Origin of the sequence: Pseudomonas reactans, assembly GCF_013385825.1 — a bacterium.
Taxonomy (GTDB): domain Bacteria; phylum Pseudomonadota; class Gammaproteobacteria; order Pseudomonadales; family Pseudomonadaceae; genus Aquipseudomonas; species Aquipseudomonas reactans.
The window spans coordinates 183011-198673 of record NZ_JACAPG010000011.1; the positions used below are offsets into that span (position 1 = coordinate 183011).

The 15663-nt window shown below is 60.2% G+C and carries 18 protein-coding genes; 10 read left to right on the top strand and 8 right to left on the bottom strand.

Annotated features, from left to right (window positions below; genetic code table 11):
• Nucleotides 1-4: 4 nt before the first annotated feature.
• The 5 genes from HX868_RS12245 (at nucleotide 5) to HX868_RS12265 (ending at nucleotide 4461) form a co-directional block, all read left to right on the top strand.
• Complete coding sequence (locus HX868_RS12245) at nucleotides 5-835, top strand: ABC transporter substrate-binding protein (RefSeq protein ID WP_177003034.1); 831 nt, start codon at nucleotides 5-7, stop codon at nucleotides 833-835.
• 54 nt (nucleotides 836-889) lie between these two features.
• On the top strand, nucleotides 890-1621 hold the full coding sequence (locus tag HX868_RS12250) for a class II aldolase and adducin N-terminal domain-containing protein (protein ID WP_177003035.1): 732 nt from the start codon (nucleotides 890-892) through the stop codon (nucleotides 1619-1621).
• Nucleotides 1622-1630: 9 nt separating this feature from the next.
• Nucleotides 1631-2305 carry a DUF1028 domain-containing protein gene (locus HX868_RS12255; RefSeq protein WP_177003036.1) on the top strand — a complete coding sequence of 225 codons (675 nt, stop codon included), beginning with the start codon at nucleotides 1631-1633 and terminating at the stop codon, nucleotides 2303-2305.
• On the top strand, nucleotides 2302-3459 hold the full coding sequence (gene argE, locus HX868_RS12260) for an acetylornithine deacetylase (protein ID WP_177003037.1): 1158 nt from the start codon (nucleotides 2302-2304) through the stop codon (nucleotides 3457-3459). The genes HX868_RS12255 and argE overlap by 4 nt, the downstream gene beginning before the upstream one ends.
• Nucleotides 3460-3561: 102 nt before the next feature.
• Complete coding sequence (locus HX868_RS12265; protein ID WP_177003038.1) at nucleotides 3562-4461, top strand: MBL fold metallo-hydrolase; 900 nt, start codon at nucleotides 3562-3564, stop codon at nucleotides 4459-4461.
• 176 nt (nucleotides 4462-4637) lie between these two features.
• Here HX868_RS12265 and HX868_RS12270 read toward each other — a convergent pair whose 3' ends face one another.
• Nucleotides 4638-5879 carry an acyl-CoA dehydrogenase family protein gene (locus tag HX868_RS12270; protein WP_177003039.1) on the bottom strand — a complete coding sequence of 414 codons (1242 nt, stop codon included), beginning with the start codon at nucleotides 5877-5879 and terminating at the stop codon, nucleotides 4638-4640.
• Nucleotides 5880-6120: 241 nt separating this feature from the next.
• Between HX868_RS12270 and HX868_RS12275 the strand changes: the two genes are divergently transcribed.
• Nucleotides 6121-7044 (top strand): ABC transporter substrate-binding protein, encoded by a 924-nt coding sequence (locus HX868_RS12275; RefSeq protein ID WP_177003040.1) that lies wholly within the window; start codon nucleotides 6121-6123, stop codon nucleotides 7042-7044.
• Between the two features lie 119 nt (nucleotides 7045-7163).
• Here HX868_RS12275 and gudD read toward each other — a convergent pair whose 3' ends face one another.
• Both gudD and HX868_RS12285 read right to left on the bottom strand, forming a co-directional pair.
• A complete protein-coding gene (gudD, locus tag HX868_RS12280; RefSeq protein ID WP_177003041.1) occupies nucleotides 7164-8489 on the bottom strand; it encodes a glucarate dehydratase in 1326 nt (441 codons plus the stop codon).
• Nucleotides 8490-8508: 19 nt separating this feature from the next.
• Entirely contained in the window at nucleotides 8509-9870 is a 1362-nt protein-coding gene (locus HX868_RS12285) for an MFS transporter (protein ID WP_177003042.1), read from the bottom strand.
• A gap of 382 nt (nucleotides 9871-10252) precedes the next feature.
• Here HX868_RS12285 and HX868_RS12290 point away from each other — a divergent pair, with 382 nt between their 5' ends.
• From HX868_RS12290 to HX868_RS12300, 3 genes are read left to right on the top strand one after another with little or no spacing between them, the layout of a single operon-like run.
• Nucleotides 10253-10972 (top strand): FadR/GntR family transcriptional regulator, encoded by a 720-nt coding sequence (locus tag HX868_RS12290; RefSeq protein ID WP_016976456.1) that lies wholly within the window; start codon nucleotides 10253-10255, stop codon nucleotides 10970-10972.
• On the top strand, nucleotides 10969-11664 hold the full coding sequence (locus HX868_RS12295) for a tRNA (adenine(22)-N(1))-methyltransferase (RefSeq protein ID WP_177003043.1): 696 nt from the start codon (nucleotides 10969-10971) through the stop codon (nucleotides 11662-11664). The genes HX868_RS12290 and HX868_RS12295 overlap by 4 nt, the downstream gene beginning before the upstream one ends.
• Nucleotides 11665-11703: 39 nt before the next feature.
• A complete protein-coding gene (locus HX868_RS12300; RefSeq protein ID WP_177003044.1) occupies nucleotides 11704-11994 on the top strand; it encodes a DUF3144 domain-containing protein in 291 nt (96 codons plus the stop codon).
• 16 nt (nucleotides 11995-12010) lie between these two features.
• Here HX868_RS12300 and HX868_RS12305 read toward each other — a convergent pair whose 3' ends face one another.
• From HX868_RS12305 to HX868_RS12315, 3 genes are all read right to left on the bottom strand, one after another.
• The gene (locus HX868_RS12305; RefSeq protein ID WP_177003045.1) at nucleotides 12011-12586 is read right to left on the bottom strand and encodes a DUF2589 domain-containing protein; all 576 of its coding nucleotides are present in this window, start codon (nucleotides 12584-12586) and stop codon (nucleotides 12011-12013) included.
• A 59-nt stretch (nucleotides 12587-12645) separates the two neighbouring features.
• Complete coding sequence (locus tag HX868_RS12310; RefSeq protein WP_010208988.1) at nucleotides 12646-13296, bottom strand: DUF2589 domain-containing protein; 651 nt, start codon at nucleotides 13294-13296, stop codon at nucleotides 12646-12648.
• Between the two features lie 82 nt (nucleotides 13297-13378).
• Nucleotides 13379-13762 (bottom strand): Mor transcription activator family protein, encoded by a 384-nt coding sequence (locus tag HX868_RS12315; RefSeq protein WP_177003046.1) that lies wholly within the window; start codon nucleotides 13760-13762, stop codon nucleotides 13379-13381.
• A gap of 164 nt (nucleotides 13763-13926) precedes the next feature.
• Here HX868_RS12315 and HX868_RS12320 point away from each other — a divergent pair, with 164 nt between their 5' ends.
• Nucleotides 13927-14466, top strand: coding sequence for a pesticin C-terminus-like muramidase (locus HX868_RS12320; protein WP_177003047.1), 540 nt, complete (start codon nucleotides 13927-13929; stop codon nucleotides 14464-14466).
• A 46-nt stretch (nucleotides 14467-14512) separates the two neighbouring features.
• On the opposite strand, the gene HX868_RS12325 is transcribed toward HX868_RS12320, so the two are convergent.
• The gene (locus HX868_RS12325) at nucleotides 14513-14977 is read right to left on the bottom strand and encodes a hypothetical protein (protein WP_177003048.1); all 465 of its coding nucleotides are present in this window, start codon (nucleotides 14975-14977) and stop codon (nucleotides 14513-14515) included.
• A 73-nt stretch (nucleotides 14978-15050) separates the two neighbouring features.
• Nucleotides 15051-15563 (bottom strand): M35 family metallo-endopeptidase, encoded by a 513-nt coding sequence (locus HX868_RS12330; RefSeq protein ID WP_177003049.1) that lies wholly within the window; start codon nucleotides 15561-15563, stop codon nucleotides 15051-15053.
• Nucleotides 15564-15663 lie beyond the last annotated feature (100 nt).

The following is a 15663-nucleotide window of genomic DNA, read 5'->3' on the forward strand; positions in this document are numbered from 1 at the left end:
CACCATGACAGCGTTTCGTAAAAGTGTTCGTCCCCTTGCCGTGTGCCTGCTGGGCGCAGCGGTTGCGATGACTTCGTTGGCGGCTTCGGCGTTCCAGCAGGACGGCAAGATCATCGCCGGTTCCGACGTAACGTTCTTCCCCTACGAGTACATGGATAACAACAAGCCCGCAGGCTTTGACATCGAGTTCATGGACGGCCTGGGCAAGGTCATGGGCCGCAAGGTCGAGACCCTCGACACGCGCTTCCCCAACCTGATCACCGGCCTGCAAGCCGGGCGTTTCGATGTGACCAATTCGTCGATGTACATCACGGCGGAGCGGGTCAAGGTCATCGACATGATCCCTTACCTCAAGAGCGGCGAGTCGATCCTCACCCTCAAGGACAGCAGCTTCCAGCCCAAGACCCCGGAAGAGTTCTGCGGCCACAAGATCGGCTCGATGGGCGCCACGTCGTGGTTGGCGCAGATGAACAAGCTGTCGGCCGAGTACTGCGTGGCCAAGGGCCTGAAGCCGATCCAGATCAGCGAATACAGCACCGACCCGCAAACCACCCAGGCCCTGCTGGCTCACGCGGTTGAAGCGCAGATCACCGACGCCGCCGTGGCCCGTGGCGTGATCGACAAACTCGGCAGCCGCGTGGTGATTTCCTCCGACACCCTGATCTACCCGGTGCTGAACGGCTTCGGCGTCAAGAAGGGCAATGACACGGTGAAGAAGGCCTTGCTCGACGGCCTGGAAAAATACCGCGCCACGCCGGAATACGCCGCCTTGCTCAAGAAGTACAACTTCCAGGCACCCACCGATGCCGACATCGCGGCATTGATGCCGAAGTAAACCCATCAGCGTGTGCCGCATTCCCGTGCGGCCGCGCCCTGCGGAGACCGATTCATGGCGTTATCCCACGAAGACCAGACGCGCATCGACCTGGCGGCGACCTTTCGCATCATCGCGCACCTGGGCATGCACGAAGCGGTGGCCAATCATTTCAGCGCCGCCGTATCGGCCGATGGCAAACAGTTTTTGCTCAACCCGAAGTGGAAGCACTTCTCCCGTATCCGCGCCAGTGATCTGTTGCTGCTGAACGCCGACGATTCATCCTGTGCCGATCACCCGAATGTGGACGCCACCGCCTGGTCAATCCATGGGCAAATTCATCGGCTGCTGCCGCAAACCCGCGCGGTGCTGCACTTGCACCCGGTCTACACCACCTCCGTGGCGTGCCTGGCCACGCCGCATATCCCGCCGATCGACCAGAACACCGCGCGCTATTTCAACCGCGTGGCGGTGGACGAGCTGTACGGCGGCATGGCCGACACCGAGGCCGAAGGCGCGCGACTGGCCGGGTTGCTGGATGGCAAAAGCCGGCTGCTGATGGGCAACCACGGCGTGATGGTCACGGCGGGTTCCATCGGTGAAGCGTTTGACGATATCTGGACCCTGGAGCGCGCCTGCCAGATCCTCGTCACCGCCTGGTCCACCGGGCAGCCGTTGCGGGTGTTGTCCGATGAAGTGGCGGAAAAAACCGCGCGCGGCTGGGAAGGCATTGCCGATTTCTCGCGCCAGCACTTTGAAGAAATGAAGCAGTTGATGATCGACGCAGACCCTTCCTTGCTCGACTGAGGACTCCACATGACTTTTTCCGTTGTCGCCCGCTGCGCCGAGACGGGCCAGTTGGGCATCGCCATCAGCTCATCGAGCATTGCCGTGGGCGCGCGTTGCCCGTGGCTGCGGCCCGGCGTGGGCGCGGTGGCATCACAGAACATCACCTTGCCGAGCCTGGGGCCGCAGGTGCTGGACTTGTTGGAGCAGGGCTTGGCGCCGAGTGAGGCGTTGGCCGCCTTGGCTGGGCAGGATCACAGTGAATATCGGCAGGTGACGGTGATTGATAACCAAGGCCGTACGGCGCATTTCAGTGGCGCGCAGACCTTGGGTATTCACAACGCGGTGAGTGGCGAGCAGTGTGTGGCGGCGGGGAATATGCTCGCCCATCCTGCCGTGATCGACGCCATGGTGGCGGCTTTCGAACAGGCCTCCGGGCCTCTGGCCGACCGCCTGCTGGCGGCGATGCACGCAGGCGTGGCAGGCGGTGGTGAAGCGGGGCCGGTGCACTCGGCGGCGCTGGTGGTGGTGGATGACCTCTTGTGGCCCATCGTCAACCTGCGGGTGGACTGGGCGGATGAAGACCCCATCGGCGCCCTCGACCAGCTCTGGCAGGCTTATCGCGGGCAGTTGCAGGCCTACATCGACCGCGCCATCAACCCACAGGTCGCACCCGGCTACGCCGTGCCGGGAGACGACCGATGAACAGTCGCGACCTGCTGGCGCAACTGGTGCGTTTTGACACCACCAGCCGCGAATCCAACCTGGCCTTGATCGACTTTGTGCGCACGTATTTGCAGGACCACGGCGTGGCCTGCGAGCTGGTGTACAACGAGCACAAGAGCAAGGCCAATCTGCTCGCGACCATCGGCCCGGCAGACGTGCCCGGCATTGTGTTGTCCGGGCATACCGACGTAGTGCCGGTGGACGGGCAGCGCTGGAGTGTGGCGCCGTTTGACCTCACCGAGCAAGACGGCAAGTTGTACGGCCGTGGCACAGCGGACATGAAGGGTTATATCGCCTGTGTGCTGGCGTGTGTGCCGGCCTTGGTGAAGGCAACGTTGCGCATGCCGGTGCATATCGCGCTGTCCTACGATGAGGAAGTCGGTTGCCTGGGTGTGCGCTCGTTGATCGAGCGATTTCACGGGCAGCCGGTCAAGCCGCTGCTGTGCGTGATCGGCGAACCCACCGAACTCAAGCCGGTACTCGGCCACAAGGGCAAACTGGCGATGCGTTGCCACGTGCACGGCGCGGCGTGCCATTCGGCCTATGCGCCGGCGGGCGTGAATGCCATTGAATATGCCGCACGCTTGGTCAGCGAACTGGTGCGGCTCGGCGAAGCGCTCAAGGCGCCGCAGCATCTGGATCAGCGTTTCGATCCGGCATTTTCCACGGTGCAGACCGGCCTGATCAACGGCGGCAAGGCCCTGAATATCGTCCCGCAGGACTGCAGTTTCGACTTCGAAGTGCGCTCGCTGCCGGCTCAGGATCCCTGGCAGGTTGCCCGGCAATTACAGGCATACGCCGAGCAAACCCTCCTGCCGGCGATGCGGGCGGTGAGTGGGCAATCGGCCATCAGCCTCAGCGAGTTATCCAGCTATCCAGGTTTAGCCACATCGTTGGAAAGCCAGGCCGCCGAGTGGGTGGCGCAGTTCTGCGGCTCAACGGAATTCGGCACCGTGGCTTTTGGCACTGAAGGTGGGTTGTTCGACCAAGCCGGCATTCCCACGGTGGTGTGCGGGCCGGGCAGCATGGAACAGGGGCACAAGCCGGACGAGTTCATCAGCGTGGCGCAATTGCAGGCCTGTGACCGGATGCTGGCGCGGGTGCTGGGGTTTGTGAGCCAGCCTGCAAACTAAGGTATACACGGCCCATACCCAGGTAGGATTCCGAGCGTTGTAGCCCCGTCGCACACTGTTTTGCAGGCGAGACATTCGCCTTCAAACAACAGGAGAGCGACCATGACAACCCTACTGAAAGCCCCGACCGAAGAACTGGTGCCGTCGCGCTACGCAGTGCGCGTCGGTGAAATTGATGTGCTGGTGATCAGCGACGGCGTGCTGCCGCTGCCGACCCAGACTATGTCCACCAACGCCGACCCGACCGCCCGCGCGGCGTGGTTCAAGGAGATGTTCCTCGGCCCGGACGCGTTCGACTGGGCACTGAATGTGCTGGTGGTGCGCAGTGGCGAGCAGGTGATTCTGGTCGACGCCGGCCTGGGCGGGCAATTTCCCGGTTTCCCACGGGCCGGGCAGTTTCCCAAGCGCCTGGAAGCGGCCGGTATCCCGTTGTCCTCGGTGACCGATATCGTGATCACCCATATGCACATGGACCACATCGGCGGCCTGCTGGTGGACGAGGTGAAGCGCAAGCTGCGTGCAGACGTGCGCATCCATGTGGCGGCCATCGAGGTCGATTTCTGGACATCGCCGGACTTCACCTACACCGACATGCCGGCGCCGGTGCCGGATGTACTCCGCGCCACGGCCCATCAATTCATGGCGTTGTACAAGGACAATCTGCACACCTTCGACGATGAACAGGAAGTCGCGCCGGGTGTCGTCGCCAAGCTCACCGGCGGCCACACGCCGGGGCATAGCGTGGTGTACGTGAACTCTGGCGGCGAGCGCCTGACCTTTGCCGGTGATGCGCTTTTTCCAGTCGCCTTCGAACACCCTGATTGGCATAACGGCTTTGAACACGACCCCGAAGAGTCGGTGCGCGTTCGCGTGCGGTTGATGAACGAAGCGGCGGCGAGCGGTGAGTTGTTCGTGGCTACCCACCTGCCGTTTCCGTCCGTGGGGCGGGTGGTGGTGAAGAGGGATGCGTTTCGCTGGGTGGCGGCGTTTTGGGACTTTTGAGGGTTGCGCAGGCGAGCGGGCCTCATGTTGCAAGCGGGCTTGTCCCGCGTTGGGCTGCGAAGCAGCCCCTCTAAAGCTCCCCCGCATTTTTCCTGCATAAACGCGGTAGCCGTTTTGGGGCTGCTTCGCAGCCCAACGCGGGACAAGCCCGCTCGCCACAGGGGGTGGGGCAGCCGTTAGCTTTTTGCTACGCCTACTCGCCATTGCGCAGGCGGCAGGCTCCCATTCACCAGGTAATTGCCCACAATCCGCGATTTGTACACGCGCGGGTTGTGGTTCGCCAGGGTTCGCGCGTTTCGCCACAGCCGGTCCAGCGCCTTGTTGCTGGCGGTGGCACTGGCGCCCAGTGCATCGAACAGCGCCGTGGTGGCCGCCAGTGTCGCATCCACCACTGGGTTCACTGCCAGGCACACTTCCAATTCAGCCAGCGCAACCTGCGGATCGTCATCGTGCAACGGCTGGTCATGGGCGATCACATACCGCGCGGTGTGCTCCAGCCGTTGCGCCGCTTGCTGGGCGATGGCTTGCGCGGCGTAGGCCTGGCTGGCGACTTCACCGATCACTTGCAGCAGTTGCACGTCCTGGCCGGCGGTGTCGGCATTGCCGGTGGTGAAGGTGCGCGCGCGCTGGCTGAGTTCCTCGGCACCGCTGAGGGCGGCGCGGCGGGCGATGCCGGCGAGGGTGCTGAGGTGGTAGAGCTGGAAGAACGACTGGCCGTGTCCAAAGCGCTGTTGGGTAAGGCGCACTTCGTCATCCACCACGGGCGCATTGTCGAAGATGCAGGTGCCGCTGGCGGTGAGGCGTTGGCCGAAGCCATTCCAGTCGTCGACGATCTGCACACCGGGCGCCTTGAGGTCGACGACTACGCTGTAGATCGTGCCGTCTTCGCCGGTGGCGATGGTGTTGATCAGGTCGCTGTAGAGCGCGCCGGTGGTGTAGAACTTTCTGCCGCTGATGCGCAAGGCGCCGGCTTCGTCACGGTGCAGGCGGGTTTCGAAATCGCCACGGGTCTGGTTGCCGACTTCGGTGCTGCCGGGGGAGAGCAGGGCGCCCTGGCCGAGCCGGTCCAGCCATTTGGCGCGCCAATCCAAGTCCTTGGCGCTGAGTACGTCCTCGCAGAAACCGAAGTGCCCGCGCAGGGCCTGGGTGATGTTGGAGTCGGCGGCGGACAGTTCCGTGAGCAACGCCAGCAACTCGACCAACGTTGCATCCTGGCCGCCATAACTCGCTGGCAGGCGCCAGCGCGGCAGGCCCAAGGCGTTCAGTTGCTGGATCACGGTGGCGAGGCTGCCGCGTGTCTGATCCGCCACCGCCGCCTGCGCGAGAATTTGCGCAAAGAGCGGGCGAAATGGTGCGGCCAGTTGTTCGTAACGGGCAGTGGGCGGTGCGCCCCAGATGTTCAAAGCGGGAATCGACATGCAATGGACCTTGCAAAAAATGGTTCAGGTGCTGGGGTCCAGTGGTCTGGTGAGCTCACCCTAACTCAGGCGCGGCGAAGTTTTTAATACGAAAAGCAGCTAGCGACCTGTACGACGGTTCTATCGATAGTGCCCAACAGTATTAAACCCCGCGCTTTTATTGCGTTAGCTTCTACGTCAAACGACCAGACTGCACGCCCACGGATGGTTGAACCAACCCTCCAACCCTGTGGGATTTTCCATGATCAACCGTCGAACACTGCTGTCTTTGCTGGGCCTGGCTTCTCTTGCACTGTATGGCCCATCGGCCGGCGCCGCCGAACCGCTGACCCTTACCGTGGGTGACCAGTTTTTCTCCAACCGCATTGTGCTGGAGCTGTCGGGCGAGCTGAAAGACTTGCCCTATAAAATCGACTTCAAGCGCTTCAACACCGGCTCGCCGGTGGCCTCGGCCGTGGCCAGCGGCGCGCTGGACGTAGGCATCGTCGGCGACACCCCGGTGATCAGCCTGGCCGCCAATGGCGCGCCGGTCAAAGTCGTCGCCAGTACCCAGACCAGCCTCGACGGCGTGGGCATCGTGGCGCGCAAGGGCATTCAGTCGGTGGCCGACCTCAAAGGCAAGACGGTCGCCATCTGGAACGGCTCATGGAGCCAGCAACTGGCCTATAAAGCGCTGGATGAAGCCGGAGTGCCGCGCAGCAGCGTTCACTTCAAATTCCTGCTGCCGGCCGAGGCCAGCCTGGCGCTGACCCAGGGCGACATCGACGCCTTCGGCACCTGGGAACCCTACGTGTCGCTGCAGGAAAAAGAAGGCAGCACCCTGATCCGCAACGCCAAGGGCCTGATGAGCGCGCCCACCTATATCGTCGCCTACGAGCCGGCCCTTGCGCAGAAAAGCGCGATCATCAAGGACTTCATTGCCCGCCTGACCCGCGCCCGGGTGTGGAGCAACACCCACGTCGACGAATACGCAGAAGCCTGGTCGAAGGCCAACCAGTCGGCGCCGGAAATCGCCAAGGTGTGGTTCAAGCGCGACGCGATCAAGGTGCTGCCGATTTCGCCGACGATCATCAGCGAAGCCCAGGCCACGGCGGATTTTTTGGTGGATGCGCAGATGTTGAAACAGCGTTATGACGTGGCGCCGTTGTTTGATCGGGTGCTTTAAATCCTTGATTGTAGGAGCGAGCTTGCTCGCGAAGAATGCCAACGATAACGCGGGCATTCAGGAGGAGTGCGGCGGTCTCGAGTATTTAGCGAGCAAGCCCGCCCCTACAAAAATCTGAATCAGCGCACCAGGCACGGCTGCTTGTTGTTGAAGCGCCACCCCGGAATCAAAAACTGCATCGCCACGCTGTCATCCCGCGCGCCGAGGCCCATGCCTTTGTACACCTCATGGGCCTTGGCGACCGCGTCCATGTCGATCTCCACTCCCAGGCCTGGCTTGCTCGGCACTTTTACATAACCCCCTTCGATTTTCAGCGGCGCCTTGGTCAGGTGCTGGCCGTCCTGCCAGATCCAGTGCGTGTCGATGGCGGTGATGTCGCCCGGGGCGGCGGCGGCGACCTGGGTGAACATCGCCAGGGAAATGTCGAAGTGGTTGTTGGAGTGCGAGCCCCAGGTCAGGCCCCATTCATGGCACATTTGCGCCACGCGTACCGAGCCCTGCATCGTCCAGAAGTGTGGGTCGGCGAGGGGGATGTCGACGGATTGCAGCTGGATCGCGTGGCCCATTTCGCGCCAGTCGGTGGCGATCATGTTGGTGGCGGTTTTCAGGCCGGTGGCACGGCGGAATTCAGCCATGACTTCGCGGCCCGAGTAGCCGTTTTCGGCACCGCAGGGGTCTTCGGCGTAGGCGAGTACGTGGTGCTGGTCGCGGCACAGGCGGATGGCTTCTTTCAATGACCAGGCGCCATTCGGGTCTAGGGTGATGCGCGCATCCGGGAAGCGTTCGGCCAGGGCGGTGACGGCTTCAATTTCTTCGTCTCCGCTCAATACGCCGCCTTTGAGCTTGAAGTCATTGAAACCGTACTTGGCTTTGGCGGCTTCGGCCAGGCGCACCACGGCGTCGGCCGTCAGGGCGGTTTCGTGGCGCAGGCGGAACCACTCATCGTCGCTGTCGGCTTCGTTGCGGTAGGCCAGGTCTGTGGCACTGCGGTCGCCGACATAAAACAGATAGCCGAGCATTTTTACCGCGTCGCGTTGCTGCCCTTCACCGAGCAAGGCGGCCACCGGGACTTCGAGGAATTGACCGAGCAGGTCGAGCAGCGCGGCTTCCATGGCGGTGACGGCGTGGATGGTGATGCGCAGGTCAAAGGTCTGCAAACCACGACCCGCCGCGTCGCGGGAAGCAAAGGTGCTGCGCATCTGGTTGAGGATGCGCTGGTACTGGCCGATGGGTTGGCCGATCACCAGGCTGCGGGCGTCTTCCAGGGTTTCGCGGATGCGTTCGCCACCGGGCACTTCACCCACGCCGGTGTTGCCGGAACTGTCTTTGAGGATGACGATATTGCGTGTGAAGTACGGGCCGTGGGCGCCACTGAGGTTGAGCAACATGCAGTCGTGGCCGGCGACGGGGATGACCTGGAAGTGAGTAACGACGGGCGTAGTCATGGCAAGTTCCTGAATAAGCTCAAAGAGGTTTGCTGAGGGCGGCGCCGGTGGGCACGGCGCTCGATGAAGTCAACACGGCAGAGGGCGCGGTCTTGGCGAAGAACACCAGGATCGCGGCGAGCACCGACGTGCCGGCCAGGCCATAGAGGCCGCCCTGGATCGAGCCGGTGGTCTGTTCCAGGAAGCCGAAGGTGGTGGGCGCAACGAAACCGCCCAGGTTGCCGATGGAGTTGATCAGTGCGATCACGGCGGCGGCGATACGCACGTCCAGGTAACCCTGGGGAATCGGCCAGAACAGCGACGATGCCGACTTGAAACCGATAGCCGCAAAGCAGATCGCCACAAAGGCAAAGACCGGCCCGCCCGTGGTGGACATGAACATGCCCGCTGCCGCAATCAACAGCGCTGCCGCAACCCACGCTTGCTGGAACTTGAACTTGCCCGACAACGAGGCGAAGGCGTACATGGCGATGATCGAGATCAGCCAGGGGATCGAGTTGAAGAAACCGACCTGTACATCGCTGAGGTCCCCCATCTTCTTGATGATGCTCGGCAGCCAGAAGGTGGCGGCGTAGATCGTCAGTTGGATGCAGAAATACAGCGCGCAGAACAGCAGGATCTGGCGGTCCTTGAGCAGCTTGCCGAGGGTCGGCTTGACGCTGGTGAGGGCCTCGCGGTCGCGCTGTTCCTGGTCGATGGCATTGACCAGTGCGTCCTGCTCTTCGCGGCTCATCCACTTGGCGTCGTGGGGTTTGGAGTCGAGCCAGAACCACACAAAGAAGCCAATCACTACCGAAGCCAAGCCTTCAATGGCGAACATCCATTGCCAGCCGTGGAAGCCAAAGCCCTCGATCTGCAATAGCACGCCTGACAGCGGGCCGGAAATCAGCGACGCAACCGCCGAGCCACTTAAAAAGATGGCGATGGCTTTACCGCGCTCCACGCCAGGCAGCCAGCGCGTGAAGTAGTAGATCACCCCAGGAAAGAAACCGGCCTCGGCCACCCCCAGCAGGAAGCGCAGGATGTAGAAGTGGGTTTCGTTCTGGATGAACGCCATCAGCGTGGCGACAATGCCCCAGGTGAACATGATGCGGGTCAGCCAGATACGCGCGCCGACCTTTTGCAGCAGCATGTTGGAGGGCACTTCGAACAGGGCATAGCCGATGAAGAACAACCCGGCGCCGAAGCCATAGGCGGCTGCGCCGATGCCCAGGTCATGCTCCATGTGCGTGCGCACAAAGCCGATGTTGACCCGGTCGATGTAGTTGAGGATGAACATGATCACGAACAGTGGGAGCACATGGCGCTTCACTTTGCTCACGGCGCGCGCGAGGACGGGATCACTTTCGGGTGCGGCAGATGCATGGATTGAATTGGTCACAATTCAAAACTCCCCCTGATTATTTTTATGCGGGTTTGCGTGTCTTGTTGATAGACATCATACAAGTTGTTTTTTTCAGATCGCAATGGGGGTGATGATGTTTTTGTGTTTATAAACAGGTTCGTTGAGCATTTATTAGGTTCTAAAGGGTGTGCGAGGCTGGATACTTGCGAAGGTCGGCAAGGTGATCGATATTAGTTGTCATACAAGTTGAGATCTTCTGCTTCACACGACATCCTGTGTAGGAGCGAGCTTGCTCGCGAAAAACGTCAACGATAACGCGGGCACCCTAGATGAACGTGGCGTGCTCAGGTTTTTCGCGAGCAAGCTCGCTCCTACAGGGTGTTAAGCTCGCACCCGCTAACTCTGTGGATTCGTCACTATGCCCATTGAACATGGACCCGCTGTCCGTAAACGCTCCACCAACCTGGCCCAGGGTGTGGTCGATGCGTTGACCCAGCGCATCCTGCTCGGCCAGTTGAAACCCGGCGAAAAACTGCCCTCGGAATCCACCATCGTGCTTGAGCACGGCGTGAGCCGAACCGTCGTGCGCGAAGCGATCTCCAAATTGCAGGCGTCGGGATTGGTCGAGACCCGCCACGGGATCGGCACCTTTGTGCTGGCGCAACAGGCGCAGCAGGGCTTGCGCTTGCATGTGGACACGGTCGCCAGCGTGCGCAACATGCTCGAACTGCGCCTGGGTCTGGAAGTGCAAGCTGTCGCACTGGCCGCCGTGCGCCGCACCGACCAACAACTGGCCCACATGCGCCAGGCACTCGATGACTACCAGGCTTCCCTGGCCAACAACGACAGCTGCGTGGAAGAAGACAAGCGCTTTCACCAACTGATCGCCGAGGCCACCGGCAATACCTTCTTCAGCGAAATCATGCTGCACCTGGGCAATGCGATGATCCCGCGCACCCAGGTGAAGGGCGACGAACGTGGCGGCGCCGACTTTGCCAAGCTCGGCCAGTTGGCCAACCTGGAACATGAAGCGATCTTCAACGCGATCAAACGCCAGGACCCGGACGCCGCCCGCGCGGCCATGGTGTTGCATCTGACTAACAGCCGAGACCGTTTTTCGGGGGAGCAGGGGCGTTGAACGAACACACTTTATCCCTGCGTCTGGAGCGCGTCGCCGCCAATGTACCGGAGGGCGCGCGCCTGGCCGATATTGGCTCCGATCACGGTTATTTGCCGGTGGCATTGATGCGCCGTGGCCTGATCACGATGGCAGTGGCGGGGGAGGTCGCGACCACGCCCTTTCATGCGGCGCAACGTACCGTGCGTGACAACGGCCTGGAGCAGCAGATCACCGTACGTCTGGCCGATGGTTTGGCGGCCATCGAAGCCCATGACAGCATCACCGCGATCAGCGTCTGCGGCATGGGCGGCGAGACGATTCGCGACATTCTCGAAAGCGGTAAGCGGCACCTGAGCGGCCAGGAACGATTGATCCTGCAACCCAATGGTGGCGAGCAACCGCTGCGCCAATGGCTGATGAACAACGGTTACTCGATCCTCAGTGAAGAACTGCTGCGGGAGAACCGCTTCTACTACGAAATCATCGTCGCTGAGCGCGCAGAGGCGGTGGTTTACACCGCTGAACAACTGTACTTTGGCCCGCTGCAAATGCAGGCGCGCAGCCCAGTGTTTATCGCCAAGTGGCAACGTATGCTGCGCCTAAAACACAAGACCCTGGCCAGCTTCGAGCACGCTCGGCAAGCGGTGCCGGAAGAGAAGCGAAAAGAGATCGCGCAGCAGGCCAGATGGATTACCGCGCTACTGGCCTGATACCCCTTCATTCAAACCTGATGACCTAGGACACCCACCATGGCCGACGCCACCGACCCCACCTTCTACGACCGCGCCGACGCGCACATCGACCTGTCGAACGAGCAACTCCAGGCTCACGAAAACCTCGGCCAGGTCAGCGCCTCGATGATGTTCGGCACCACGCGTTTCAATGCCTGGGCCAGCGCACGCAACTTCAAGTCCGGCGCGGAAATGGCCGATGCGCGGGAGGCGATGTTGAAGTACTTCTGTGACCAGTACCGGATGATGCTTGAGGATAATCTGGATGATCACATCAATAATTTCGACCGGTACAGGGGGATGCCATAGGCCTTTTTAAGCGGCTTTAGGGCGCGAAGTCCGAAGGAGCCGGTGCGGTGGGCTGTTCGGTCTTGGAGGGCTGGGCTGGCGTGTTTGCGGTTGGGCTAATCAAATTGGTGTACTCCTCAATGATTCGGTTGATCGCCTCCGGTGGCTCGCACGCCTTGAACTCGATGCGAATCTGCACCTCATCGGGATCGCGTTCCTGACCCTCACGCTTGTTGGCGCCAAAGGTCACGAAAAACTTCTCACTGTGCAGGTCGCCGTTCTCCAGCTCGTGGCTGGCTTTTTGCACTTCGGTGCTGTGCATTTTTACCGATAGGTCTACATCCATCTTGTGCAGCGCCAAGCCCTTCGGCGCGACCAGTGCGATCAGCGGCACGCTGATGGTATGTCCCTCGGTCAGCGAGATCTCAACCATCTTGGCCTTCATCGGCGTGCCCAGATCTTCAACGTTGTAATCGAAGAACTGGTCGAACAGCGCAATGTATTGATGGGCGATCAGGTTATGCGTGGCAGCTGCGGCCTGTTGCAACCCGCGAGTGATGTGGCTCAAGTCGCTGGCCGACATGGGTTCCTTGGGGCGCGAAAAAAATGCCATGGTGAGCTCCTTTCAAGTCGAGTGGGTTGCCCCGCCCAGAGGGGCGGGGCGGGATGGGACTATTTGGTTTTTTCCGCAGGCTTGGCGTCAGGCAGTGGAAGTACCCCTGCTTTTGGGAGCTCTGTCGGGCTGGTTGGGGTGGCGCTCGGCAAGGTGACCGGTTTGGTGGCGGCATCGGTGAGGAAATCGATGACGCGCATCAAGGCTTCCGGTGGGTCTTGGCGAACGATTTTGGTCTTGATTTCGTAGCGTGCGCGGGTATCTGTCTTGCGGGTCTGGGATGACTTGTGGCTGGCGGCACCTTTGACCGAAACGCTGAAAGGACCCCAGCCCATCTTGGCGTCGAAGCTGCCGGAAACATCATTGGAACTGGTGTCCTCAGCCATTTGGGTGATGGTCAGCTCGAACTCGATGCTGCCTTCTTCAATGGTGATGTTGGGGTGGCTGATCGCGGCCAGCAGTGGAATGCGCATGGTCTTGCTGACCGTGCCCTTATAGATCCCCTGCTCATCGACGAGGGTTTCGTCATAGTCGAACTGCACCGAAACGGCCTTGCCGTCCTGGATGCATACACCCATGAGAAAGTCCGCATACGCTTTGCTGGCGGCGACTTGCGCCTGGATCATTGCCATCAGCGGCCCGGTGATCATCTTGTCCAGTGGAAGTGCGGCGATCACGCCTCCAATGAGACCTTTATCAATATCTGGCATTTTTAATTTCCTTATCGTGAGTGCGCGAAAGTGCGCAACTTCAATTTATCCATGTGGAACTTTGTGATTCAGTAGGAAGTAATTACCGATGAATAAAAATGTCCTGGCGTCGAATGTTGGCAATTTGCCGAAGGCTCAGTCCGTACTTCTCGGCGAGTGCACTTCGTGATACGCCATCGGAAATACCCATTTGAATATTCTGATTACGAATTTGCCGAAAAAAATGATCGGACTTGGGAATCTCTAAAGAGATACCCGCGAAATCACTGATCAAGGCTTGCAAGGCTTCCGGCGATAAAATCAGCGCCAGCGAAGTACGTTGTGCGTGTTTGGGGATGTACTTAGGGCGGCCGCCATATACGCAGGTCAGGCGGAACGCGTTTTCCAGACCGATACAGGCAACCAGCACCTGAAGGGAATGGGGGAGTTGTCGTACATCGATATGTTCCAGGTCTTTCGGTTCCATCGGCCTAACCTCCTTGTGATGAGAGCTGGTCAGAGCTTAGGAAGTAATGCGTGCGAATAATCAGTAGGAAACTTTACCCATGAAGATGAGGAAGCTTTACCTTCTGAAGAGCGGATGGCGCGAGTGATGGACTGCAGTTTCCTAAAACCAAAAGGAAACTCACCATGTCCAATAATTTAATAGATATGGCCTTCATCGCTCAGCTCGAAGGCGGTAGTGCCACACGTGGTTACGTGCCTGATCCGGAAAACAGCCGTAGCGGCGTCACCATTGGCACCGGCTTTGACCTGGGCCAGCAAAAGAACCTGAACATGCTGCCCAAGGATCTCAGCGAACGGCTTTTACCCTACTTGGGGTTGATCGGTGCACAAGCCGTGGCATGCCTGGAACGCCTGCCGCTGAATGTCAGTGCGCAGGATGCACGCAGGATTGACGAGGCCTACAAGGCGCCTTTCATTGAGCGCCTGGCCAGTGATTACAGCAAAGCTGCGGGACGCCCGTTTGAAGCATTACCGGCGCCGATGCAAACCGTGATCGCCTCAGTTGCCTTCCAATATGGCAACCTTGCCAGCCGTACGCCGAAGTTCTGGGCGCAAGTTGTGGCGGCGGACTGGAAAGCGGCCGAGAACAACTTGAGGAATTTCGGCGATCGCTATTCCACCCGACGTTGCAAGGAAGCCGCTTTGTTGGCGAGTGCGTTGTAACACTATAGATGCAGCCACCCAGGGAAATCCTGGGTGGCTGCTTGCATCATGGGCAGGGTTTGGCGAGCAACAGGGTCACCGATTGCATCGCGTGGGCATCTTCAACATCGGTTCCATCAGCAAGCGTGCGCCAGTCCACATCCACACACAGTGCCGTGACGGCCACGTGCTCGAATAACCCTACTTTGTCTGCAAAGTCATAGCGGTAGGTGGCGCGGGTTGTAGCAAAGGGTGTAACGGTCGTTGCCTTGTTCAAAACGGTAGACACAAGATCGGGTACTTGCGCCATCGGTGCAGTGAAGTGCGTGGCGGACTCTTTATTGAAGTAACCGTGGTCACGCGTGGCTTTCCATAATTGCTGCCATTGAAACTTACTCGCATGGGCGTTCAGTGTGACGGCAAACTCTTTTAGTGCTTGAGGTTCAACATTGGCAGTATTGAGCGCCTGTGCTGGTGCAGCCAACATGTACAGCGCTGCCAGTGAGGCGCTCATCAATAATCGACGTTCCATGTTCAACTCCTGATCGTGGGCGGGATAAAAAGCCTGTCCGAAAACAGGCTTTTTCGAGTGCTGCAATCGCAACTCAGTAGGTGTGTTCCACCAAGTATTCCCAGTTGTCGGCGTTGGTCAGGACGGTGTGCAGGTTGCCGTCGCCTTGCTCGGCTTGTTGCACCAGTCGCAGGCAGGCCTCCTGGCCGTAGGCGTGGTCGTCGGTGCCCAGCACATCGTTGAAATGGCTGGTTTCGTGGATCAACGTGCCAGCGCGCGAGTCGTTGCCATAGGTCGGGGCGGTGAAGAATGCTCCTCCCAGCGTGATGTGATGTCCCGCGTCGTTGGGGTGGACCTCTGCATACCAATTTGCATTGGGTTCGCAGTTGACCTGCCCTTCATGAATGTTTTGCAGTGCCTGAAAAATCCGGTACAGGCGTTGAGCCAAGACTTGCAGGTTTCCAGGTTGCTGGACGCCCATCCACACCCTAGCGACATCGGCATTGCCGCCGTTCAGGTGATGGATGGTGAATTCCAGCGAGCGCAACGCGGCATAGCGAGCTGCACGGAAAGTTCTGCGTTCGGAGCTGTTAAGTGCACGTGCCATGATGAATCTCCAGTGGTATTAGGAGATTTCAGTGTGAGCGGGAGGAAAAGTGCTAATCAGCAGGAAGTAATTCCGCTGTTCCTGCGCACTGCGCCATTAG